Raw genomic sequence first — 22,869 nt, 5'->3', positions numbered from 1 at the left:
AATAGTTTCTAACGTTCTATTCAGGAGGTGAGGAAGATGACGGTAGCAAACCGTGTACAAACTGCGATGAGTACCGCAAACATGAGCCAATCTGCGTTGGCGGAAGCCACCGAGATTAGTCAACCCTCTATCTCCCGAATCCTTCATGGGAGGAAGACCCCGAGTCTTGACGAATTAGGACAGATTGCGGAAGCGACGGGGCAGCCGATCTACTTTTTCTTAAAAGAAGAAGGTTTGCCTGAAGGCGTTCAGTGCGCTGCGCGAACCTCAAGAGGTTCAGACATTAGACACCTGGAGGAGAAACTTGCGGAGTACGTAGAACTTGACCGCATGCTAACCTCATACTTTATTTAGTCCAACGCACATTGGGGGATTGCTATGGATTACGAACAAGAAGCAAAGCAAAAGGCAGCAGAGTTAAGAGAAGGCCTGGGGAATGAACCGATCTCAGCTCTCCTGCCTTTCATTGAGCAACGTTTACAGATTGACGTGGCGGTCGTCAGATCAGTCCAAAATCAGCACGGAATCTCTGCTTACGATTCTGCAACCGGCAATCGATACATCCTTATCGAAACCACCCCGCATCCATTCCGGTGGCGCACCAATTTAGCACACGAAGTCGCGCACGTTTTATTCCGCGACCACAACGCTAATCTCAAAGAAGGTGCGGGGGATCGAACTTACGCAGAAAAAAGAGCAGACAGCTTTGCCAGGCACCTGCTTATCCCGGAAGAGGGCTTAAAGGAATTCAACGACGCTGCCGGCCCGCTGCCTTTAGAGAACTTCTCGCATGTAGTGCGAATGTATCGAGTGTCGCCGAGAATGGCATCAATCGCGCTCAGACGTATCGGACGGATTAGCAACGAAGAATACGAGTATTTCGCAAGTTTTTCTGCTCCGAAGTTAGCAACCCGCTTTGGCTGGAGAAAGGAATATGATGACCAAGCACAGGAATCGAACCAGCCGAAGCCACCTCGCAGACTGCTGGCGAGAGCGATCCAAGGTTATGAAGAAGGAATTGTACCTTTAGCCCGTGTGGCCGCACTTGCGGGTGAAACAACCCAGAACATGGAACAAATTTTTGATGAGGCAGGAATTACAGTGCGTGACCTCGGGGAAGATGCGTTCTAGTGGCAGTGGACAATGAGCCGGAGCGAGTCATCATGGATGCTGGCCCAGGCCTGAATTTTCTTGCAGCTGGGCACGAAAGAATTCTCACCGCCGTAGTGGGGCGCCTTCATGTTCCAGAAACAGTGATCGCTGAGATTAGTAGAAAATCAGCGAAAGACTCCCGACGATTCCGGCGCGCTGACAGCACTCTTCGGAAAATGATTCCCGGTTGGGTCACCGTACTTGAGGACAATATTGAAGACGAAGGCTTTCGCAAGATTCTTGAAATGATTTCTAGTGCACAACTTCAAGAGAACTGGCAGAGAGAATGATGCTGGAGAATTGGCGGTGCTGACACACGCGGTGTTGAGAGCAGAAGCCGGCGGTTCAGTCGTGGTCATAATCGACGATAGGGGCGCTCGGAGGCTCGCTAGGATCCAAATTGAGCGACTCAAGCGACGAAGGATAATGCACCCTGACACAGGTGATGTCCAGCTCGAGTCCACATTAAGTGTGTTGAGCAAGGCAGCCACGAGGGGAATAATTACGGATTCGAAACAAATGAGAACCATCTATCAGGCGATAGAACCCTTAGACGATGGGTTGGTTCCCCTCGAACAGACTGACTTGCTCAAACCCTTTAAGAAGCACCCTTGAGCACATACTGCGCGAGCTGCGCCGCCGTCATCCGCATTTTCTGATGCGGGGTGCCGGTATCGTCGTAAAGCTCGCCCTCAGGCACGAACCCAAACGCGCCATAAAAACCAGTCAGCTCCGCCTGGGCCTCCAGGGTGACGTCCTTGCCTGGCTCATTCTCAAAGGCGTAGGTCAGCGCGCTGCGGATCAACTGCTGCGACAACCCAGTGCCACGGAATTCAGGCTTGACGACGAGGCGCCCCAACACCATCGCATCATCGGTGGGGAAAACGCGGGCCACGCCCATGAGCTCATTGTCGGTGCCACCGCGGCGCCACGCCAGGACGTGGCGGGTGTCCTGGTGCGCATCGGTGTTATCGATCTCGGCATAGGGCGTCTGCTGCTCATGCACGAACACGTCGACGCGCAGCTTGTACAGCTCGTGGACCTCCAAAGGAGAAAGGTCGGTGAGGGGAAGGACAGTTAAGAGTGGTTTCATGCACTTAAAGATAGCGGTTTAGCGCTCCGTGTGGGCGTGCTTCACCATGTCCGCCCACTCCACGATCTTCTTCCGCTCGCGGCCCTCAGCTTCGCCGAGCTTGCGCTCAGCAGCATCCAGGCTGTACCAGCCATCCCACGTGGTCACAGGGATCTCGCGCTCCTCCAAGAAGTTGAGAATGTCCTGCGGGTCACGCTTCTGGGCCTGCTCAAGCTTTCCGGCCTTGTAATCGTCGAGAAGCATCGCGGTGGTGTCTTTCGCGTCGGACTTCGTGTTGCCGATCAGGCCCACTGGGCCGCGCTTGATCCAGCCGGTGGTGTACAGGCCGGGGACGATGTCACCCTCAGGCTCGGTGAGTACGTGGCCGTTGTCGTTGGGCATGACGGACTTCTGATCGTCGAAAGGCACGCCCTCGACGCCCTGCGGACGGTAGCCAACAGCGCGGTACACGGCCTGGACATCCCAGGTGTTGTACTCGCCGGTGCCCTTGACGCCGCCGTTGCCGTCGAGCTCGGTGCGCTCGGTCTTGAAGCCGACGACCTTGCCGTCTTCGCCCAGGATCTCCACCGGGGACTCGAAGAAGTGGATATAAATCTTGTGCGGCGCTTCCTTCGGGTCGCGCATCGCGTAGCCCTCGAGCACCTGGCAGACCAGGTCGGTGGCCTTGGTTTCGCGGCGCGCCTTAACGCTGGCCTCGTCGTAATCGATGTCCTCGGGGTCGACGATGACCTCGATGGTGTCAGACTGGTCCAGCTCCTTGAGCTCCTGCGGGGTGAACTTCGCCTGTGCGGGGCCGCGGCGGCCGAAGATGTGCACTTCCTTCGCGGCGTTCTTCGACAGGTTGTCGTAGACGTTGTCGGGGATCTCGGTGACCTTGAGCTCGTCGGCGGTCTTCGCCAAGATGCGCGCAATATCCAGGGCCACGTTGCCCACGCCGACGACGGCGACCTTCTCCGCGGATAGGTCCCAGTCGCGGGTGAAGTTCGGGTTGCCGTCGTAGAAGCCGACGAACTCGCCTGCGCCGAAGTGGCCGTCTAGGTCCGCACCGGGGATCGGCAGGTCCTTATCGGCGGTGGCGCCGGTAGCGAACACGATGGCGTCATAGAAGTCGCGCAGCTCATCGACGGTGACATCCTTGCCGATCTCCACGTTGCCAATCAGGCGGATCTCTTCGCGGTCCAGCACGTTGTGCAGGCTCTTGATGATGCCCTTAATGCGCGGGTGGTCAGGTGCCACGCCGTAGCGGATCAGGCCGAAGGGAGCCGGCATGCGCTCAAACAGGTCAACCTGGACATCAACATCGGACTTAACAAGCAGGTCAGAGGCGTAAATTCCGGCTGGGCCGGAGCCGACGACTGCAACGCGAAGCGGAGTACTCATGCAATTCCTTTACATTAATGTGTTCTAAATCTGATTTCTGCAGACCAGTGTATAGGGTGCTGCAATGATGGCCGAATGTGGCCGTCGAAACGGTCATGTCTGCACCACCGTTTATAGCTAGAATAGGGCGAAGAACTTTCCAGAGTGAGAACACACGACGAAAGGTAAGGCCCATGGCAGAAAAGCGATCAGCATTGATCACCGTAATCAACCGCAACTTTGATGGCATTGACCTCGAAGAACTGGCTCAGAAGCACGATCTGAACCTGGTTCGCCTCTATGACTTTAACGATTCTGTGGGGGAGATTTATGCTGCCCAGCCGCTCGCCGATGGCCCCGCCCTCGTCGTCGGCACGGGCAGTTTAACCTTCGACGGCGATGCCGCGGCAGCGCTGGGGATCCCTCTGGTCATGGTCACCGATGGCGATGAGCGCCGCGCCGCCCTGGCCGCAAAGCGCGCCGCCGAGCTGGGGGCAGTCGTCGCGGACACGGTGACCGCAGATCAGTTGCTTGACGACGATCGCTTGGCCGCAGCCCTGAACACCCATGCTCCGGAGGTCGTCTCTGAGCCGGTCTTCGAAGCCCAGCTGCTGGAGCGCGCCAAGGCCGCAGGTTCTCACATCGTTCTGCCCGAGGGCGAAGATGACCGCATCCTCACCGCGGCCGATCAGTTGCTGCGCCAGGGCATCGCCAAGATCACCATCCTGGGGGATCCGGCGGCGATGCAGGCGCGTGCCGACGAGCTCAGCTTGGATCTGTCTAAGGCAACGCTTCTGGATTACAAGAACTCGGAGCTGCTGGACCAGTTTGCTGCCGCGTTCTATGAGCTGCGCAAGCACAAGGGCATCTCGGAGGAAGATGCCCGCAAGACCGTGGAAGATGTTTCCTACTTCGGCGTGATGATGGTGCAGGAAGGCCTGGCCGACGGCATGGTCTCCGGTGCCGTGAACACCACTGCCGCCACGCTGCGCCCGGCCCTCCAGGTGATCAAGACCACCCCGGATGCGTCGGTGGTTTCCTCGATCTTCCTGATGGTGATGCGCGACCGCCTCTGGGCATTCGGCGACTGTGCCGTGAACCCGAACCCGACCGCGGACCAGTTGGGTGAGATCGCTGTGGTCTCGGCCCGGACCGCCTCGCAGTTCGGTATCGACCCGAAGGTCGCGCTCCTGTCGTACTCCACCGGTGCTTCAGGTGCAGGCCCGGACGTCGAACGCGCCGTTGCGGCCCTGGAGAAGGCACGCGAACTCAACCCCGATGTGGCTGTGGATGGCCCGCTGCAGTTCGACGCTGCCTGCGACCCAGGTGTTGCGGAGCGCAAGATGCCAGATTCCCCAGTGGCAGGCCACGCCAACGTGTTCGTGTTCCCCGACCTGGAGGCAGGCAATATCGGCTACAAGACCGCTCAGCGTACCGGTGGCGCGCTGGCCGTCGGCCCGATCCTGCAGGGCCTGAACAAGCCGGTCAATGACCTCTCGCGCGGTGCGACCGTGCCCGACATCGTGAATACCGTGGCTATCACCGCGATCCAGGCTGGAGGCTCGAACTAATGGCATATGCACTTGTGATTAACTCCGGCTCCTCCTCGATCAAATTCCAGATCGTGGACCCTTCAGCCGCAGCTTCCGACGACCCCTTCGTCTCCGGTGTCGTCGAACAGATCGGGGAGCCCCAGGGCCGCCTGACGGTGAAGCATAACGGCGAAAAGCACGCTATCCAGCAGCCGATCCCGAACCACACCGTCGGCCTAGAAGCCTCCATGAAGCTGCTTGAGGAACTTGGCTGCGGCCCCACCCAGGTAGACATCACCGCGGTCGGCCACCGCGTGGTCCACGGCGGCATGGTGTTTTCCGCCCCAGAACTGATCAACGACCAGGTCGTCGACATGATCCGGGACCTGATCCCACTGGCGCCACTCCACAACCCCGCGAACATCGACGGCATCGAAGTGGCCCGCCAGATCCTTCCGGACATCCCCCACGTCGCCGTCTTCGACACAGGCTTCTTCCGCGACCTGCCACCAGCTGCAGCGATTTATGCCATCAACGCCGAAGTGGCCACTCAAAACCACGTCCGCCGCTACGGCTTCCACGGCACCAGCCACGAGTTCATCTCTGAACAGGTTCCGCCACTGCTGGACCGCCCCGCTGCGGCATGCAACCAGATCGTCCTTCACTTGGGCAACGGCGCTTCCGCGTCCGCGATCAAGAACGGGTACCCGATCGATACCTCGATGGGCCTGACCCCACTGGCCGGCCTGGTCATGGGCACCCGCAGTGGCGACATCGATCCGGGCATCATCTTCCACCTCGCCCGCAACGGTGGCATGTCTATCGATGAGATCGACGACCTGCTCAACCGCAAATCTGGCGTGAAAGGTTTGTCGGGTGTCAATGACTTCCGCGACCTGCACCGCATGATCGAAGAGGACGAAGACGAAAACGCGTGGCTTGCGTACAACGTCTACATCCACCAGCTGCGCCGCGTGCTCGGCTCCTACATGATCGCGCTGGGTCGCGTTGATGCGATCACCTTCACCGCGGGTGTCGGCGAAAACGACCACCGCGTTCGTCGTGACGCACTAGCCGGCCTGCAGCACTACGGCATCAAGGTCGACCATGAGCGCAATGAGGCGCGTGGCGACGAGGCGCGCCAGATCTCCACGGACGATTCCACCGTGCGCGTCTTCGTGATCCCCACTAACGAGGAGCTCGCGATCGCGCAGAAGGCGATCAAGTTCGCCTAGCAGCAATCCTGCACCAGGTCATGGTGCGCGTGACCTGCGGGTTTATTTGGCAGCGGTGCCAGATGGCGCCATCTCGCACCGCTGGAATCCAAAGCCCATGGTCAGCGGGGTAGGGACCTGGTGCAAGATGGCCCCTACCAACGGGTCCAGTACGCCGAGTACTCGTCGCGAAGCCCCTTATGCCAGTTCCATGGCAAAGCCCAAGACGGCCTCTTCGAAGCAGGGTTGCGATGCCACTCAAGAGCCTGCTTGACTACCTCGACGCACTTCTCCGGCTCCAAGTCGATGCACTTCGCTGTGAACTGCAAGACAATCACCCCGTTGAGCACGGCCCAGTTCATCTTCCACACATCGCGGATGTAATTCTGCCAGCCTGAATGGCTGCTGGTGTCGCGGTGGAAATCGAAAGCACCGATCTCGATCCGGAAGCGCGCGCAACAGCAGGCCACAAAATCCCACATGTACCCATTGAGGTAGACATTATGGTCGAAGTCAAGGCCCGCCTCCTTCAGGTACGCCCAGAATCTGCTCTCTAGCCGGCTATCGGTACCTAGTGCCGTATTGGACAGAATGTCCTGGAGTTCCTCCGGTACCCGGTAGAGAATCTCAAGGTCCTCGCTGAGTAGCGCCTTGCCCCCGCGCTTGCCATAGTTGCGTTGCAGAAAGGCCCTGACGTCTTTCTTATCGACGAAGCCCAGGGCGTCCGCGGCTGCCACCACCGGAGGCACCACGCGTAGACCTTTTCGGACGTGGTCGTTCTGGCGGGCCCTGCGGGTGGTGACCATCCAGTCATTGTCCCGGGCGCGCTTGGTGCGAGGTATTTGGAAGTGGAGTGGTAGTTGGAGCGGTTTGTCGTCGTAAAGTGCCATCGCGGACGGTCCCGTGAGTGGATAGCTTTCGTTTCTCCACTGGAACTGCCAGGCCGCCTCGGCCGGTGTGAGGCGCGCCGCGACATAGATGTGCTTGTCGACGCGGGTGATCTCCCCGGCCTCGAGCATGCGGTGGAATTGGTTCTTGCTGATCCCGAGCTGCGCGCGCAGTTGTGACGCGTTGTAGAAAGAATACTTTTTCATCAGGCCCCCCTGTTGTGAAATTGTGAATGTCCCTCCCCGGACGTGGATTAGTGTAACCCGCGGAGCCTGATGTGTCGCGGGATAAGAAAAAGGGGCAATCTTGCACCAGGTCAGGGGGCGCGTGACCTGCGGTTTTATTTGGCAGCGGTGCCAGATGGCGCCATCTGGCACCGATCGGAAACAAAGGCCCAGGTCGCAGGGGGAGGGATCTGGTGCAGGATGGCCAGGCTAGAACCAGGTGGTGGGCCGGACCTGGTTCGCCATGTCCACCAGCGCATACCTATGGCGGGGATAAGGGGAGAGACGGGCCTGTTGGCGCAGGGTATAGGCCAGGCCGTAGCGCAGCCCGTTCTGGGTGAAGTCAAACTCGAAGAGGGGGTTGGGGGAGGCGGCGGAGTCCACGCCCGCGTCGCGCAGGAAGTTCAGGCCCGCGTTGAGCACGGCGATCTTGATTTGCAGGAAGCGGGGCTCATTGGCGGGGATGTCGTCCATGCGTCGGGCGGCGCGCCGGATGCGGGATTCGGTGAGGTCGTCGGCGATGAGATTCAGGATCGAGGTGAGCTGGGCCATCCGGTGGTGGCGCGAGCTCTGCGGCACCTTGTCCAGCGCCATCACGGCCAGTTCTACCTGCCCTTCGGCCATGAGTTGCCGCGCCAGGCCGAAGGCGGAGCTGACGGTGGTGGGGTTGGTCAGCCACACCAGGGAGTACAGGCGCATGGCGTTAAACCGCAGGTCCATGGGGTCGCGGGTGCGGTGGGTCCAGTCGGCGGTGAGGTCTTCGAAGCGTTGGGGGTCCAGGGTTCCCAGGTGGGAGGTGATGCCGGAGGTGGCGCGGGCGGTAGCGTCGTCGAGAAGCGATTCGCCGGTCATGCCTTGGCTTTGCAGCATCAGCTCGTCGACGGCGGCGATCGCCAGTTTCGGGGCGGCCTCGCCAGGCAAAATCTCCAAGACGCGGACGAAGAATTCTTGGGCGGCGGAGTAGTCGTCGAGAAGCAGTTCGGTGATCCCGGAGTACCACTGGAAGCGCCAGTTGGACGACAACTGGTCGGACATCGACGCCAGCCAGGTGCGCGCTTGCATGGTCAGCCCAAGTTCGAGCATGGCTCGGACCACGGCGAAGGGAATTTCGTCGGAGCGCTCGTACTCGGCGGTCTGCATGGCCTGGCGCAGCGATTCCAGCGTTTCCTGCGGTTCGGCGTAGGAGGAGCCGGAGAGCATGGGGGCGGCGACGTCTTCGCGGTTGATCAGCGGCGTCGGCAGGGCGGTGACCACTTCTTGCGCGGTGATTTCCACGGTGCGGTCGATGCCGTCGAGCAGCTGGTCCGTGCGAAACACCAGGTGTTTGGTGCCGAAGGTGGTACGTTGCGGCGAGAACAGCGAGTGCTGCGCCGGGTAGGTGATGCCGTCGCGCAGGGCGATGACCTCGCGCAAGACGCCAAAGAGTTGCGGTTCCAGCTCGCTTATCGACGAGAACCTGCGCTTCGGGTCGGGGTGGCAGCAGCGTTGGAGGAACCTGTAGAAGGAGAGGTAGCGGCGGAATGTGGGTTCTGTCGTCGGCGAGGGCAGTCCTTGCTGGTAGATCCCATTGTCTTGGGGCAGGTTCACGGTGAGCGCGGCCAGGGTGCGGCCGATGGTGTAAATATCGGAGGCGATCGAGGGGCCCTCGGTGGCCACCTCGGGTGCTTGGAAACCTTTGGTGCCGTAGATGAAGCCGTAGGCGCCGATGCCGCTGACCGCGCCCAGGTCAATCAGTTTTACCTGGTCTTCGGTGACGATGATGTTGTCCGGCTTGAGGTCGTTATAGACCACGCCGCGCGAGTGCAGATAGTCCAGCGCGGGCAGCACTTCGAGGATGTAGGCGATGGCCACATCGATGGGCAACACGCCCTTATCTGAGGCGTTGCGGCGCACACGCAGGGAGGGGCCGCCGACGAATTCCATGACGATGAAGCCGCCGGGCACGCGCGGATCGTCAATGAAGTTGAAAATCTTCACGATCCCCGGGTGCGTAATATCAGCCAGAAACTCGCGCTCCGCCTCCGCGGCCGCGGTCTCATCCGCCGACTTCTCCGCCTGCATCCCCTTCAGCACCACCACGCGTTCCGACACAAAATGGTCCTCTGCCAGGTAGATCCAACCCATGCCACCGTGCGCGATCACACCGAGCACCTCGTACTGGCCAGCCACCATGTCGCCAGGCTGCAGCTGCGGCGCGGGGATCCCCTTGTCTTCCTGCGCCTTCTTCGGGTCTTTCAGCGCGTCGGTCGGCTTCGTCGGCGGCACCCACGGCAGCTCGACCATGCCGTCGGCCACGGTGCGGGAGGTGCGCCGGGTGCCGCGCCGGGACCTGAAGGTGGACAGTGCTTGTCGACGAGAGCGTGTCGACGTATCCTCCTGCTGCTGTTCAGCCTGCGAATCCCGCAGGGAGTCCAGGTCTTTGAGCAGGTGGGAGAGGTCGCCAAGATCGTCGTACTCGTCGTCCTCATCGTCGTCGGCAAAAGGGTCAAAGGCGACGGCTGCGGTGCCGGGTTCCTCGTCGGCAAAGGGGTTGAACGCAACCGCCTCGGTGCCGTGCTCTTCGCCGCTGGTCGGTGTGTCATTCATCGGCGGGTTCCTCCTCCCGGTAGTGCAACTGCGGTGGCCCCTGGGAATTTAGGTAGGGGCCGAACCATTTCTCATACATCTCCCACCAGGTGCCGTCGGTGCGCAGGCGCTCCAGGGTGGAGTTGACCTGGCGGACCATGCCGTCGTCGCCCTTTTTCACGCCCACCCCGTAGGCTTCCTGGCGCAGGGGCATGGACACGATGTCGGTGGAGGGGTCTTGGGCGGCCATGCCGGAGAGGATGGTGTCGTCGGCAAGCACGGCGTCGGCCTGGAACTGCTGGATCGCTAGCAGACAGTCGGCCCATTTCGTCGTGAGCAGCAGGCGGGCGTCCGGTGCGACCGCGCGGGCCACGTTGACGGTGGTGGAGCCGTCGGCCACGCACAGCACCCCGTCCCCGATGGAATCCACCGTGGCCAGCCCAGATCCGCGCGGCACCAGCAGGCGCATATTCGCGTCCAGGTACGGGGTGGAAAAGTCGACGACCTCCTGACGGTCACGCGTGATGGTCATCGTGCGAATCACAATATCCACCCGCCCCTCTTGCAGAGCCTTCGCGCGATCCGCCGAGTCCACGAAGCGGAAATCGACCGGCTGGTTCGGCCCGAAAATGTCGGCGGCGATCTCGCGGGCCAGATCCACCTCGAAACCACCCAGGTCCCCGGTGACGGGGTCACGGAAACTGAGCAGGTACTGCGATTGGTCCACGCCCACGATGAGGCGCCCGCGCTGATAGACCTCCGGCACGCGTTCCTCTGGGGTGGCGTCGTCGGGGCGCAGGGAGCCGTAGGGTTCCTCTGCTGAGTCCGGCTCGACAGGCTCGGTGTCGGCCGGCTCGATCGTCGAACCTGCAGGCAGCGGCGGCCCCGCCCGGTGTACAGGCGGTGGCTCGGGTGGCGCGGTCGGGGCGTCGGTGGTGCACGCGCTTAACGACGAGGCCAGCGCGGCCGTTGTCACTGTCAAACCCATGAGCCGGCGCATCACATGTACTCCTGAATTCGGGGGCGGATGCCCAACCAGATCGCCACGATAGACAACAGCGACAGCACCAGCACCGAGGCGGCCACCAGGTTGGTGGCGGCAAGGCCGTCGTTGATGAAGGTGCGCATTGTCTCGCGGGACTTATTGATCAGTTCGGCCATGACCGCATCGAGGCGCTGGTAGGCCTGGGCGGCGGTGGGTTCTTCGTTGGGGGCGGATACTTCGCTGGTGGCGATGTAGACGGCCTCGTCGTAAGCGCCGTTGTCCATGGCTTCACCGAGGCGACCGTGGGCCGCCTTCCAATCGTCCAGGCTGGTGCGGGCAACGCGGATCACGTTGGTGTTCTGGTCGTTCTCTGCGTTGTCCAGCGCCTGGGCGACGGCGGTGTAGGTGTCCACGAAGGACTTCGCGTTCTCATCGACAGAGGTGCGTCGCACCAGGGCCAGGGTCTCGTCGGTACGCGTCTGCTGGGCGGCGATCCGGCTTGTGGTCAGCTCGTCCCAGGGCTGAGCAGCCTCCTCGAAGCCGCGGTTGCCGGCCACCCACGCGCCGTAATTAGAGGCGATGACCCACAGCGCTGCCACGCTCATTAGGGCGGTGGCTGTGAGGAAGCCTTTGTTCAGGCGACGATGGGTGGTGCGTGCCAACCAGATCTGCGCGAGTATCAGGAAGAAGATGGCGGCCAACAGGCCTGAGAGTGGGAAGAGCTGCGGAAACGCCAGGCGGCGCTGTTCAGTGGAGACTTGGCCGCGGGTGATATCGAACAGGCGGGAGGCCTGGGGGAGGAGCTGATCGCCCATCAGGGCGGAGGCGTCCGACATGTAGGCCGCGCCCACAGGGTTACCCAGGCGGTTGTTGGTGCGCGCCGTCTCAATCATTCCGGTGTAGGTGAGCAGCTGGCGCTGGATATCGGTGACCAGCGTCTGAACTTCTTCGGTCTCTTCAATATTGGAATCCGCGGCGTTGGCCAGCACCATCGTCGCCGCCAGCACCGAGCGATCAATGGCCGCGGTGTACACGGCGCGTTCCTCCGGGGTCTCCACGCCAGTGCCCACGAAACTGGTGGTGGCCATCGTGTTCGCCTGCGAGAGGGAGGTATACAGCACGTGGGTGGAGTGACTCATCGGCTCGGTGGCGTTGACCAGCGTGTCCAGGGAGTTCTGGCGCGCGGCGGAGGATTGGGACATCGCGGTGCCCGCGGCAAATAGCGCCAGCGTCAATAACACGGTGATGGCCACCATGGTGCCCGGTGTGGTGGACATGAATGACCAGGTGCGTCGGGCCCAGTGTGCGGGCACCGTGAAAGATTCACCGAGCCGATCTTTCCAGGATTTGCGCTGCGGGCGGTCATGGATCCGGTCCAGCCAGGCGTCCTCGCCAGCGTCGAGTGCATGGCCTTCGTCGTCAAGCACTGCGTGATCAGTGTGATCCAGGCGATCAGGCATGGCGGCGGCAGCGTCGTCGAACCCATACGTGGAGCTCGACGCTGAGTCTGGTGTGCTGCGCCTCATATAAGTACCTTAACGTGACCCGAACCGTGTTGACTACTGAGAGGTTTCTACCCTTTGTGGTTTAAGGCTAGTCTGGAAAACATGATAGGTGACGGCAATGGTTGGCTTGAAGGTCCGGGTGGCACGCGGCTGTGGGGGCGTTACGGTGCCGCGGGCCTCTTCCTGCAGGCAGGTCGCACCGTATTGTTACAGCACCGGGCGGAGTGGACCGCCAACGGGGGTACGTGGGCGCTGCCGGGCGGGGCGCGCGATAGTCACGAGACCGCCGTTGATGCGGCCCTGCGCGAGGCGATCGAGGAGACAGCCCTGGACCCGGACCTGGTGCGCGTGACGGGTGAGCTAATCACGGCCGGGCCTTTTGAGTCCGGGTGGAGCTACACCACGGTCATGGCACGGACGCGTGACGACGAACACATCCCGACGAATCCCAACGAAGAATCCTTGGAACTGCGTTGGGTTGACCTGGAAAATATCACCGAATTGCCCCTGTTGCCTGCGTTTGAACGCTCACTGGAGCAAGTTTTGTGGCACGCTGGTACGCATGATTGAGATTCGTGGCCTGACAAAGCAGTATGGGCAGGTCCTGGCAGTCAACGACCTCACTTTTGATGTCAATCCAGGTGCGGTCACTGGCTTCCTCGGCCCCAACGGTGCAGGTAAATCCACCACCATGCGGATGATCCTGGGGCTCGACGCCCCCACCGCAGGCACCGCCACCATCAACGGCAAAAAGTATCGTGAGCTACGCAACCCACTGAATACCGTGGGCGCTCTCCTCGATGCGAAGGCCACCCACCCCAATCGCTCCGCCCGCAACCACCTGCTGTGGATGGCGCAGGCGTCGGGGATTAGCACCTCGCGTGTCGACGAGGTCCTCGGCCTGGTCGGACTGACAGAGGTAGCTGACAAGAAGGCCGGCGGCTTCTCCCTGGGCATGGGCCAGCGCCTTGGTCTGGCGGCAGCACTGTTGGGGGACCCGGAGATCCTCATCCTGGATGAGCCGGTGAACGGGCTCGACCCAGAAGGCATCCGCTGGGTCCGCGGCCTACTGCAGTCCCTAGCGAAGGAGGGGCGCACCGTGCTGGTGTCCTCCCACCTGCTCAGTGAGATGGCCCTGACCGCCGAGGACTTGGTGGTCATCGGCCGCGGCGAGCTGGTCGCCGACACCACAGTGCGCGAATTCATCAAGGACCACTCCACAGTGACCACCGTGGTGCGCACCCAGCACTTCGAGGAATTCAAGCAGGCCCTCGGCGCAGAAGGCATTCCTTTTGCTGAGGCGCAGGACGACGACGGCCGTCCCACCTTGGAGATCGCCGATTACAGTTCCGACGACATCGGCGCGTTGGCCTATTCCACCGGCGTGATGCTGGCGGAGCTGGCGGAGCGTCAGGCTTCGCTGGAGGACGCGTTCTTGCAGACCACCGAGGATGCGGTCCAGTACCAGGGAAATATCGGCGAGGAGGCCAAGTAAATGATCGTGCGAAATATGTTGGCGGAGTTTACGAAGCTGCGCACTACGGCGTCATTCTGGTGGACCACTGGGCTGATCTTGGCGTTCACGATCGGCTGGACCGTTCTTTTCGCAGCGCTCGATAGCGCTGAGGCGCCGGCCTATGATGTGAGCTTGGTCGGCTCTGGGTTCTATACCTTTTCCCTGGCCGTGGTGATGATCCAGGCGATCATGATGGTCACTACCGAATACCGTTTCAAGATTTCGGGGACGAACTACCAGGTCACCCCGAATCGCTGGGAAGTGGCGGTAGCAAAGCTGTTGCTCTATGTGATCATCGCGGTGGTGCTGACCTTCATCACCCTGGTCCTTTCCTACACCATCGGCGACATGGTGGCCACAAATCCTGGCGACTGGACGAATAATGACGCCGCGCTGCGCAACCTGTGGGCATTCCCGCTGGCAGTAGCGATCGCGATTGTGTTCTGCCAGGGCATCGGTTGGATCGTCCGCCAGACAGCCGGCGCAGTTTCCCTGGTTCTTGTGTGGTGGCTGATCCTCGAGGGCATGCTCAACCTCATCCCGCGGGTGGGTAGTGACATCTACAAGTATGCTCCCTTCCACAACCTCAGCCGGTTCATGATGGACTCGCCCGGGCCGGACTGGGGCGTGTGGGCCTCCCTGGGTATCTTCTCCGCCTTCGCCGTGGTCTTCTGGATCATCGGCATCTTCATGCTGGAAAAGCGCGACGCTTAACAGCGAAGGCAAGCCTTCGCTGCAAACATAATCGATGCTAGTGCGTGATGGTATAAGCCAGCATGCACAGCGCTGGCAGCGCGAACCAGATTACCGCGATGAACGCCGCCGCGGACCACGCGGAACGCTGGGCTTGCTGGCCCTGGTATTCGGCCAAGCGGTAGATCAGGTGGCGCAGGGGGCTGATGATTGCCACTGTGATGGCGCCCGCAACGTTGAACAGCACGTGGACGAGGGCGGCCTGCAGGGCGATCGCGGAGAAGTCGCCAGGGGTGGCAAAGGCGGCCAGCACCGCGATGAACGTGGTGCCTACGTTGGCGCCGGTGATGATGGCCAGGTAGCCGCGAGCATCGGCAAGCTTGGCGGTGGCAAAAGGCAAAGTGGCGGACACTGTCGCCGAGGACGCCTGAATGAGCAGCGTCAGCATGAGACCGCCACCGAAACCAGCCAGCGCGCTGCGGTGAGAGGTATGCCCTAACACGCGCCAGGCAAGCGGGGTGAGCAGGTGCTTCAACTGCCTGTCGATCAGGTGGATACTCACGATCAAAAGAACAACGCCCGCAAGAATTGCCCAGCCGCCATAGACGGGGAGGATGGTGGCGATTTCGAAGACGGGCCCGAACCACAGTTGCTCGTCGGGAAGCGAAATCTCCGGCAGCAGGCGCCGCGCTGGGCCGAAGAAGTATTCCAGCGGGAACACCAGTGCCACGCCTATCGCGTTGAACCAGAAGTGCAAGGCTGCGGTGGCATGCGCTCGTCGAAAAGCGTCTTTGTCACGAACGTAGGAAAAAGAAATCAGCAGCGGGGTAATGGTGGTGCCGATATTCGCGCCCAGGATCAGCGGGATCGCCGAGGACAGGTCCAGGGCGCCCGTGGCCACGGCGGCAACCGTGAAAGTAGTCACCGTCGACGAAGACTGCACCAGCGCCGTCGCCAAGACACCCACGGCAAGGGCAACGATGGGGTGGCCGGCGAAATCAAACATGCGCTGCGCGCGGGTTGCGCTTAGCTCATTAACACCCAAAGCCACCAGGTAGACCGACAGCACCAGAAGGAAGACGGCGACCACCACCACAGCGATGCGCACCGCTTTGCCGGCGGTGGACAGCGCGACCCGGTCAGTACCTTCCTCCAGGGGGAACACCGTGGAGATGGTGCCGGGGCCGCGAAAGCTGGTGGTCACTGGCGCTCCTTTCTGGGCTGGTTCTAAGACATCGGTATTCTACCCGCTCTGCCCAGTGCTTTTGCTACTTAGTCAACAGCGTGACTGAAACCGTCACCACAACAAACGCGCAATAGTGATATTATTCACAGAGAAAGGACCCATTTGGTCGAATCAATCATTAGACTTGGTAATGGAACCCTTTCTAAGAACTAAGGAGTGTTTTAGATGGTCAATTTGAAAGCCACCCCGTACAACCTTGATGATGAGGGCGTGAAGTGGGTCGAAGACACCCTCGCAAGCATGACCGACGAAGAAAAGATCGGTCAGCTCTTCATTAACATGGGCTCCTCCCGCACCGCGGAGTACCTCACCGACGTCCTAGACAACTACCACATCGCTGGTGTCCGCTACCAGAAGGGCCCAGCAGATGAGATCTGGGAGCAGAACCGCATCCTGCAGGACAACTCCAAGATTCCTCTGCTGATCGCCGCGAACACTGAGGCCGGCGGCGACGGCGCTGCTACCGACGGCACCTACGTTGGCCACGAGGTCAAGATCGCGGCTACCGACGATCCGAAGTACGCCTACGAGATGGGCCGCATTTCCGGTATTGAGGCTTCGGCGATCGGCTGTAACTGGTCGTTCGCGCCGATCGTGGACCTGAATAACAACTGGCGCAACCCGATTATTTCCGTCCGTACCTGGGGCCAGGACCCAGACATGACGCTTGAGATGTCTAAGGCCTACATGAAGGGCATCATGGAGTCCAACATCATGCCCGCTGCGAAGCACTGGCCTGGCGACGGCATCGACGAGCGCGACCAGCACCTGTCCTCCGCACCGAACTGGCTGTCCATGGAAGAGTGGGACGAGACCTTCGGCAAGGTCTACAAGGGGCTTATCGACGCAGGCCTGCCTTCCATGATGGCTGGTCACATTGCACTGCCTTCTTACCAGAAGCACTTCAACCCGGACATGACCGATGAGGACATCATGCCGGCAACCCTCTCCTACGAGATCACCACGCAGCTGCTGCGCGAGAAGCTCGGCTTCGAAGGTGTTGTGGTGACGGACGCATCCCACATGGTCGCGATGACCGGTGCGATGCCTCGTCGTGAAGTACTGCCAACCGCCATCATGGCTGGCTGTGACCTCTTCCTCTTCTTCAACGATCCGGATGAGGACTTCAACTGGATGATGGAGGCTTACAAGGATGGCCGCCTGACGGAGGAGCGCCTCAACGAGGCAGTCACCCGCACCCTAGGCCTGAAGGCGAAGATCGGTCTGCACAAGATGGACCGCAAGGACATGCTCAAGCCAAAGGATGAGGCAATGGCCACCATCGGCACGCCAGAGCACAAGGCTGTCGCAGAAGAGGTTGCGGACAAGGCAATCACCCTGGTGAAGGATCAGGACAAGCGCTTCGAGCCGCTGCCGATCTCCCCAGAGAAGCACAAGCGCGTCCTCATCGTCCCGATCGAGGGCTCCCCGAACCCCATGGCATCGCTCGGTGGTGGCTCCGGCCGCCCAGCCAACAAGCTGGCCGACAAGATGCGCGAGCGTGGCTACGAGGTAGAGGTCTTCGAGACCCTGCTGGACAAGGCCAAGGGCAAGGGTGACGACGAGCTGGAGAAGCTGGTCATGAGCGCCTACGAGGGTAAGGCACCGATCGCCGATATCACCGATAACTATGATCTGGTGATTTCCGCTGCGAAGGTCAACGGCCTGATGCAGCCAGTCGAGCGCGTGTACTGGCCGTCGACCAAGGGCACCATGGATATCCCATGGTACGTCCACGAGGTGCCGACCATCTTCATCTCGTTCGCCTGCCCGAACCACCTGCCAGACGTCCCGCAGATCAAGACCTTCATCAACGCATACGACGACAAGGACTACACCGTCGACGCTGTCCTAGACAAGCTCGAGGGCAAGTCCGAGTTCACCGGTGTCTCCCCAGTTGATGCGTTCGGTGGCCTGCCGGATTCCCATATCTAATCCCCACAACGACACCTAAAACTTAAGCAAGGAGAGAAGATATATGTCTGACAAGATGCCAGAGCGCGCCAAGGTCCTCCAGGATTTTGAGCCGACCTCTGAGTTCTTCGTCGGTATTGACTCCGACGGCTGCGCCATGGACGCCATGGACATCAAGCACTACGAGTGCTTCACCCCGTCCTATATCAAGGGCTTTGACCTGCAGGCAGCGTCCACGCTTGTCCGCGAGACAGCCCTGTTCGTCAACCTGTACTCCACCACCCGTGGCACCAACCGTTGGGTTGCGCTGTCCCGCCTGTTCGACCTGCTGCGGGATCGCCCCGAGGTCAAGGAGCGCGGCGTGGAGGTTCCGAAGGGCGATGACCTGAAGGCGTTCCTGGATTCGGGCTACCCGCGTTCGGATGCCGGTATCGCCAACTACGCTGCCGCTGGCAATGACTCCCCGGAGATCCAGCAGTGCATCGAGTGGGGCCACTTGGTCAACAAGATGATCGAGTTCATGGTCAAGAACGCTGCACCATTCCCAGGTGCCCGCGAAGCCATCGAAGAGATGCAGAACCGCGGCGTCGACCAGCTTGTCGTCTCCGCCACCCCGATCGACGCGCTCGAGCGTGAGTGGAACGAGCACGACCTGGCGAAGTACATGAAGGTCATCGCTGGCCAGGAGATGGGCTCGAAGGCAGACCACCTTCGCTACGCCGCGAAGGGCAAGTACCCAGACAACCACATCATGCTGATTGGTGACGCACCTGGTGACCGCGACTCCGCGTTCTCCGAGGGCGCGCTGTGGTACCCGATCCTTCCTGGTAAGGAGAAGGAGTCCTGGGCACGCTTCCGCGAGGAAGCACTGGACAAGTTCCTCAACGAGGAGTTCGAAGGCGACTACCAGCAGCAGCTGGTGGACGAGTACAACGCCTTGCTTCCTGAACTGCCAGATTGGCCAACGTTCTCCGGTAACAACCGCTAACGTGTGCTAACCATAAGGCCGCCCTCGGGGCGGCTTTGTGCTTGCCGACGAGGGACAGCCCCCGCTACTGCAGGGCTACTGCAAGGCAGAGGACAGCTTCATCACGTTGTCGATATAGCGGCGCGTCCACGGCCGCTTGTTCCACTCCGCAAGGGTGAGCTCCTTGCACACGCGCAAATAGTTCGCCGCCAGCTCATCGATGTCTTCCAGCAGGGAACCGTCCACCACCAGCAGGGTATTTTCGTAGTTCAGCTGGAAGGAACGCATATCCATGTTGGACGAACCGATCACGGCGATGCAGGAATCCTCACCTGGATCGGCAATTGCGAACTTGGTGTGCAAAATATAGGGCTCCGGGAACTGCCAGATCCGCACCCCGGCTTCCAGAAGCTGCTGGTAGTAGGCGGATTGTGCGTGGTGCACCATAAACTGATCGGCCTTTTCACCCACCAGCAGGTCCACCTGCACCCCGCGGTGGCAGGCAGTTTGCACCGCGCTCAGCAAGGATTCGTCGGGCACGAAGTAGGGAGAGCAGATGACCAGGCGCCTCCTGGCGTGGTACATCATCGAGTTGAACAGTTTCAAGTTCGGCTCAGCGGTGTAACCAGGCCCAGAGAGCACCAGCTGCACCACGTTGATGTCTGCCAGGGAGGGATCGTCGTCACGCGGGGGCTCAAGTTGTAGCGCCTCGCCGGATTCGGTGTACCAGTCCACGGCGAACATCGTTTCAAGCGACGTCACGATGGGCCCGGTCAGCTCCACCATCACGTCGATCCACTGGCGTCCGGCCTTGCGGTGGTTGCGCATCAGGTAGGAGCGATCGATCAAGTTATAGGAACCCATGAAGCCTACGCGCCCGTCGACGATAACGACCTTGCGGTGATTTCGCAGGTCGGGGCGGCGGAAGCGGCCACGCCAAGGCAGCAGTGGCATCATCATTTTCCACTCCACACCGATCTCGTCGAGGTGCTTGCGGAAGGCGTACCGGCGTGGGTACTTCCAGGAGCCGATGTGGTCGAACATCAGGCGTACTTTCACCCCGCGGGCCACGGCGCGTTCCAGCGCATCGTAGAAGGCGGCGCTGGTCTCATCCCATGCCTGGATGTACACCTCCACGGAGACATATTCCTCGGCGGTGTCGATGACTTCGGCCATGCGCAGCATGGTTTTCTCGTAGTCACTCCACAGCGCTTTGACGTGCCCGTGCAGCGCTGGGTAGCCGGTCAGGCGGCGGTTGAGGTGGATCATCCCGTCCACCTCGTCGGAAAAGGCGGTGCCGGCGGGCACATCGGGTACGTCGCGCTGGACGTCCTCGATCATCACTTGCGCCTCTTGCTGGATGCGGTGGCGCCGCCGGTTGATATAGGAGGAGCCCAGGATCAGGTACAGCGGGAAGCCCACGACCGGCAGGAACAGGATCAGCAGCAGCCACGCGTTCGAGGAACCCGGTTTGCGGCCCTCCGGGACAATACCGATCGCCGCGATCTTGATGGTGTATTCAACAACAAGGCCGATTATTTGCCAGGTGGAGAATTCACTTAGCCAATCAAAACTCACTAGCGGACCTCGTCGAAACGCACACCGGAGACGTCATAGTCCGCGATCACCAGCGTGTGGTCGGACGCGCCTTCGCCCGCACGTTCCTGCTTATCGACGAACACCTCGCCCACCTTTTGCGCCAGGATGCTGGTGGCCAGCTGGAAGTCAATGAGCATGCCCTCATTCTTCTGAAAGCGCATGCCTTTGTAGTCCCAGTAGGAGTATTCGTCGTCGTGCGTGATCTCTTCCAGGCCTGCCTCGAGCAGCATCTGGAAGGCGGCGCGCTCAGGTTCGGTGATGTGCGTTTTGCCTTCGAAGGCGCGGATGTCCCACACATTCTCGTCGCGGGGTGCCACGTTGAAGTCGCCGCAGAAGACCTGCATCTCTGAAGGGTCGACGGTGTTGGTCAGTTCGTAGAGGAAGCGCAGCTTGTAGGTGTAGTGCGGGTCGCCGATTTCGCGGCCGTTGGGCACATAGAGGCTCCACACGTCGACCCCGCCGCAGGTGGCACCGACTGCGCGGGCTTCGCGGGCCTGTTCCTCGGTGGGGTCTTTGTGGAAGCCGGGCTGGCGGTCGAAGTGGTCGCGCACGTTTTCTAGGCCCACGCGTGAGGCGATGGCCACGCCGTTCCACTGGTTATAGCCCACATGCGCCACCTCGTAGCCTGCGGCTTCGAAGACGGAGTAGGGGAATTTGTCGTCGGCGGTTTTGGTTTCTTGCATGGCCAAGACGTCGATGTCGTTGCGCTCGAGGGCGGCGATGATGCGCTCGGCGCGGGTGCGGACGGAGTTGACGTTCCAAGTGGCAATGCGCATGGCAGTAATCCTATTCTTTTTCCATCTCCGTGGCGAAGGCATCGGCCGTCGCGTAGCGGTGCCGGTGGTGTTCGATGAATCCAAGTTTTTCGTACAGGCCAATTCCCGCCGCGTTGGTGGAGATGACCTGCAGGTACGCGTGTGTTGCTTGACGACGAGCGCCCCACCTCAACATTTCTTGCCCAAGGCGGGTGCCCAGCCCTTGGCGGCGGTAGTCTTCTGCCACCTCTACCGCGGAATAGCCCAGCCACCGCCGGCCATCTTCACTGTCGGTGATGGTGCCGCGGGTGATCGCGACCGTGCGGCCTTCCGGGGTGCGCAGCCTGCCAAAGCCGAGCTCACCGTCGATGGTCTGGGAAAGTTCGCGTAGTGCTTCCACGGGCAGTTCTTGGCCGCGGAAGTGGTACATGTCCAGCCAGTCTTGGTCGGGTTTCTCGTCAACTGAGAAGGTTAGAGCGTTTTCGTCGGCAGCGACGACTTCGTCGACGCCGACTTCTTCGGTGACGGCGGAGCCGTCGCCGCCGTCGCCCCCCAACTCGCGCGTCATCACCAGGATCTCAGGCGATAGCGTCCACCCTTCGTGCTGGGCCACCCATCTTTCGGCGGCGGCACCGATGCGTTCGGGGATGAGTAGTTGCACGGGCATGTCGCGCTGGCGGTAGAACTCGGTGATCTCGTCGATCGGCAAGGGCTCAAACCCTACCGAGCGGCCCAGGGGAGTGGCTGAGTTGGACCGTTCCGCGATCTCTGCGCCGGCGCGTGCCAGCCAGCCGCCGCACCACTGTTGTTCGCGGCCGGGGAAGGCCAGGGCGGTGGCTGTTTCGACGGCACGGATGTCGGAGTTGCGGATCCTGCGGGGGCTCAGACGCTTGATGATGTGCAGCTCCTCGGGTGACACGGTGATCGTCGGCAAGCTGGAGGGGTAGCCGCCGACTTCCTGCGGGCGCAGGACCAGCGGTTCAAGCGAGACGACGTGCCCGATGACGTCGGAGAACTGGTCGCCGATGCGGCGGCGGACCACGACGCGTTCGCCGACTGAGACCTCGTCGGAGCGGAAGATGCGGCTCATTAGTGTCCGAAGGGATCCTCGTCGACACCCGGCATCCAGGTGTTGCCCGGCTCGGTCCAACCATTCGCCTTCACAACTTTTTTCGCCTGGCGCTTGTAGCGGCCGGTCAGCACGTCCAGGTAGGTGAAGCCGTCCAGGTGGCCCATCTCGTGCTGCAGGCAGCGGGCGAAAAAGCCATAGCCTTCGACTTCGACCTCGTTGCCGTTCTCATCGAGACCCGTGCACTTTGCCCAGTCGGCGCGGCCGGTAGGGAAGCCCTCGCCAGGCACAGAGAGGCAGCCTTCGTCGTCGGAGCCGTCGTCGGCGGGCATGGTCTTGGGGATCTCGCTGGTTTCCAGCACGGGGTTGATCAGGGTACCGCGGCGGATCTCGCCGTTGTCCGGGCAGGCGTAGACGAAGATGCGCTTATTGATGCCGATCTGGTTCGCCGCCAGCCCCACCCCATTAGCCGCATCCATGGTTTCATGCATGTCGGCGATGAGTTCCTGCAGGTCCTCGATAGGTTCGGTGACTTCCTCGCAACGGTTGTGCAGGACAGGGTCGCCGTGGATCACGATTGGTCGAATGGTCAT

Annotated in this window: 21 protein-coding genes; 10 read left to right on the top strand and 11 right to left on the bottom strand. The window is 61.2% G+C overall.

All coding sequences use genetic code 11. From position 1 onward, the window contains the following. Window positions 1–36 precede the first annotated feature (36 nt). Genes B097_RS13870 through B097_RS13075 form a run of 3 tightly spaced genes read left to right on the top strand, consistent with a single transcriptional unit; the run spans window position 37 to window position 1,442 of the window. Window positions 37–354, top strand: coding sequence for a helix-turn-helix domain-containing protein (locus B097_RS13870; protein ID WP_048402725.1), 318 nt, complete (start codon window positions 37–39; stop codon window positions 352–354). 24 nt (window positions 355–378) lie between these two features. Beyond that, window positions 379–1,131 carry an ImmA/IrrE family metallo-endopeptidase gene (locus tag B097_RS12360; protein ID WP_018581048.1) on the top strand — a complete coding sequence of 251 codons (753 nt, stop codon included), beginning with the start codon at window positions 379–381 and terminating at the stop codon, window positions 1,129–1,131. Beyond that, window positions 1,131–1,442 carry a PIN domain-containing protein gene (locus B097_RS13075; RefSeq protein WP_018581047.1) on the top strand — a complete coding sequence of 104 codons (312 nt, stop codon included), beginning with the start codon at window positions 1,131–1,133 and terminating at the stop codon, window positions 1,440–1,442. Before B097_RS12360 ends, B097_RS13075 begins: the two co-directional genes overlap by 1 nt. A gap of 308 nt (window positions 1,443–1,750) precedes the next feature. Here the strand turns inward: B097_RS13075 and B097_RS0102915 are convergent, their stop codons facing one another. Together B097_RS0102915 and B097_RS0102910 are read right to left on the bottom strand one after the other, a co-directional pair. Further along, on the bottom strand, window positions 1,751–2,245 hold the full coding sequence (locus B097_RS0102915) for a GNAT family N-acetyltransferase (protein ID WP_018581045.1): 495 nt from the start codon (window positions 2,243–2,245) through the stop codon (window positions 1,751–1,753). 18 nt (window positions 2,246–2,263) lie between these two features. Continuing rightward, on the bottom strand, window positions 2,264–3,625 hold the full coding sequence (locus B097_RS0102910) for an FAD-dependent oxidoreductase (protein ID WP_018581044.1): 1,362 nt from the start codon (window positions 3,623–3,625) through the stop codon (window positions 2,264–2,266). A 173-nt stretch (window positions 3,626–3,798) separates the two neighbouring features. On the opposite strand from B097_RS0102910, the gene pta reads away from it, so the two are divergent. Continuing rightward, the gene (gene pta, locus B097_RS0102905) at window positions 3,799–5,175 is read left to right on the top strand and encodes a phosphate acetyltransferase (RefSeq protein ID WP_018581043.1); all 1,377 of its coding nucleotides are present in this window, start codon (window positions 3,799–3,801) and stop codon (window positions 5,173–5,175) included. Further along, a complete protein-coding gene (locus B097_RS0102900; RefSeq protein WP_018581042.1) occupies window positions 5,175–6,371 on the top strand; it encodes an acetate kinase in 1,197 nt (398 codons plus the stop codon). The genes pta and B097_RS0102900 overlap by 1 nt, the downstream gene beginning before the upstream one ends. Window positions 6,372–6,505: 134 nt before the next feature. Here the strand turns inward: B097_RS0102900 and B097_RS0102895 are convergent, their stop codons facing one another. The 4 genes from B097_RS0102895 to B097_RS0102880 form a co-directional block, all read right to left on the bottom strand. Next, window positions 6,506–7,444 carry a type IV toxin-antitoxin system AbiEi family antitoxin domain-containing protein gene (locus tag B097_RS0102895; protein WP_018581041.1) on the bottom strand — a complete coding sequence of 313 codons (939 nt, stop codon included), beginning with the start codon at window positions 7,442–7,444 and terminating at the stop codon, window positions 6,506–6,508. 228 nt (window positions 7,445–7,672) lie between these two features. Then, on the bottom strand, window positions 7,673–10,048 hold the full coding sequence (locus B097_RS0102890; protein ID WP_018581040.1) for a serine/threonine protein kinase: 2,376 nt from the start codon (window positions 10,046–10,048) through the stop codon (window positions 7,673–7,675). Then, window positions 10,041–11,027, bottom strand: coding sequence for a glutamate ABC transporter substrate-binding protein (locus tag B097_RS0102885; protein ID WP_018581039.1), 987 nt, complete (start codon window positions 11,025–11,027; stop codon window positions 10,041–10,043). The genes B097_RS0102890 and B097_RS0102885 overlap by 8 nt, the downstream gene beginning before the upstream one ends. Continuing rightward, window positions 11,027–12,538: a GlnX family signal transduction membrane protein gene (locus tag B097_RS0102880; protein ID WP_018581038.1), complete on the bottom strand. Its 1,512-nt coding sequence runs from the start codon at window positions 12,536–12,538 to the stop codon at window positions 11,027–11,029. Before B097_RS0102880 ends, B097_RS0102885 begins: the two co-directional genes overlap by 1 nt. An 81-nt stretch (window positions 12,539–12,619) precedes the next feature. Here B097_RS0102880 and B097_RS0102875 point away from each other — a divergent pair, with 81 nt between their 5' ends. Genes B097_RS0102875 through B097_RS0102865 form a run of 3 tightly spaced genes read left to right on the top strand, consistent with a single transcriptional unit; the run spans window position 12,620 to window position 14,747 of the window. Beyond that, complete coding sequence (locus B097_RS0102875; protein WP_018581037.1) at window positions 12,620–13,087, top strand: NUDIX domain-containing protein; 468 nt, start codon at window positions 12,620–12,622, stop codon at window positions 13,085–13,087. Next, window positions 13,080–14,012, top strand: coding sequence for an ABC transporter ATP-binding protein (locus B097_RS0102870; protein WP_018581036.1), 933 nt, complete (start codon window positions 13,080–13,082; stop codon window positions 14,010–14,012). Before B097_RS0102875 ends, B097_RS0102870 begins: the two co-directional genes overlap by 8 nt. Further along, window positions 14,013–14,747 carry an ABC transporter permease gene (locus B097_RS0102865; protein WP_018581035.1) on the top strand — a complete coding sequence of 245 codons (735 nt, stop codon included), beginning with the start codon at window positions 14,013–14,015 and terminating at the stop codon, window positions 14,745–14,747. It begins immediately after the preceding gene. Between the two features lie 37 nt (window positions 14,748–14,784). On the opposite strand, the gene B097_RS0102860 is transcribed toward B097_RS0102865, so the two are convergent. Further along, window positions 14,785–15,930 (bottom strand): Na/Pi symporter, encoded by a 1,146-nt coding sequence (locus tag B097_RS0102860; protein WP_018581034.1) that lies wholly within the window; start codon window positions 15,928–15,930, stop codon window positions 14,785–14,787. A 207-nt stretch (window positions 15,931–16,137) separates the two neighbouring features. Between B097_RS0102860 and B097_RS0102855 the strand changes: the two genes are divergently transcribed. Both B097_RS0102855 and B097_RS0102850 read left to right on the top strand, forming a co-directional pair. Then, a complete protein-coding gene (locus B097_RS0102855; RefSeq protein WP_018581033.1) occupies window positions 16,138–17,907 on the top strand; it encodes a glycoside hydrolase family 3 protein in 1,770 nt (589 codons plus the stop codon). 43 nt (window positions 17,908–17,950) lie between these two features. Beyond that, complete coding sequence (locus B097_RS0102850) at window positions 17,951–18,874, top strand: HAD family hydrolase (RefSeq protein ID WP_018581032.1); 924 nt, start codon at window positions 17,951–17,953, stop codon at window positions 18,872–18,874. Window positions 18,875–18,949: 75 nt separating this feature from the next. Here the strand turns inward: B097_RS0102850 and cls are convergent, their stop codons facing one another. The 4 genes from cls to B097_RS0102830 are packed head-to-tail and all read right to left on the bottom strand — an operon-like array spanning window position 18,950 to window position 22,869. Continuing rightward, the gene (cls, locus tag B097_RS0102845; RefSeq protein ID WP_018581031.1) at window positions 18,950–20,431 is read right to left on the bottom strand and encodes a cardiolipin synthase; all 1,482 of its coding nucleotides are present in this window, start codon (window positions 20,429–20,431) and stop codon (window positions 18,950–18,952) included. Next, a complete protein-coding gene (locus tag B097_RS0102840; protein ID WP_018581030.1) occupies window positions 20,431–21,228 on the bottom strand; it encodes an exodeoxyribonuclease III in 798 nt (265 codons plus the stop codon). The genes cls and B097_RS0102840 overlap by 1 nt, the downstream gene beginning before the upstream one ends. Window positions 21,229–21,238: 10 nt before the next feature. Beyond that, entirely contained in the window at window positions 21,239–22,297 is a 1,059-nt protein-coding gene (locus tag B097_RS0102835) for an N-acetylglutamate synthase, CG3035 family (protein ID WP_018581029.1), read from the bottom strand. Next, on the bottom strand, window positions 22,297–22,869 hold the full coding sequence (locus tag B097_RS0102830) for a peptide deformylase (protein WP_018581028.1): 573 nt from the start codon (window positions 22,867–22,869) through the stop codon (window positions 22,297–22,299). The genes B097_RS0102835 and B097_RS0102830 overlap by 1 nt, the downstream gene beginning before the upstream one ends.

The organism is Corynebacterium pilosum DSM 20521 = CIP 103422 (assembly GCF_000373805.1).
Taxonomy (GTDB): domain Bacteria; phylum Actinomycetota; class Actinomycetes; order Mycobacteriales; family Mycobacteriaceae; genus Corynebacterium; species Corynebacterium pilosum.
Note: the sequence above shows the minus strand (reverse complement) of the source record. Positions and strands in the feature narration are given on the sequence as shown.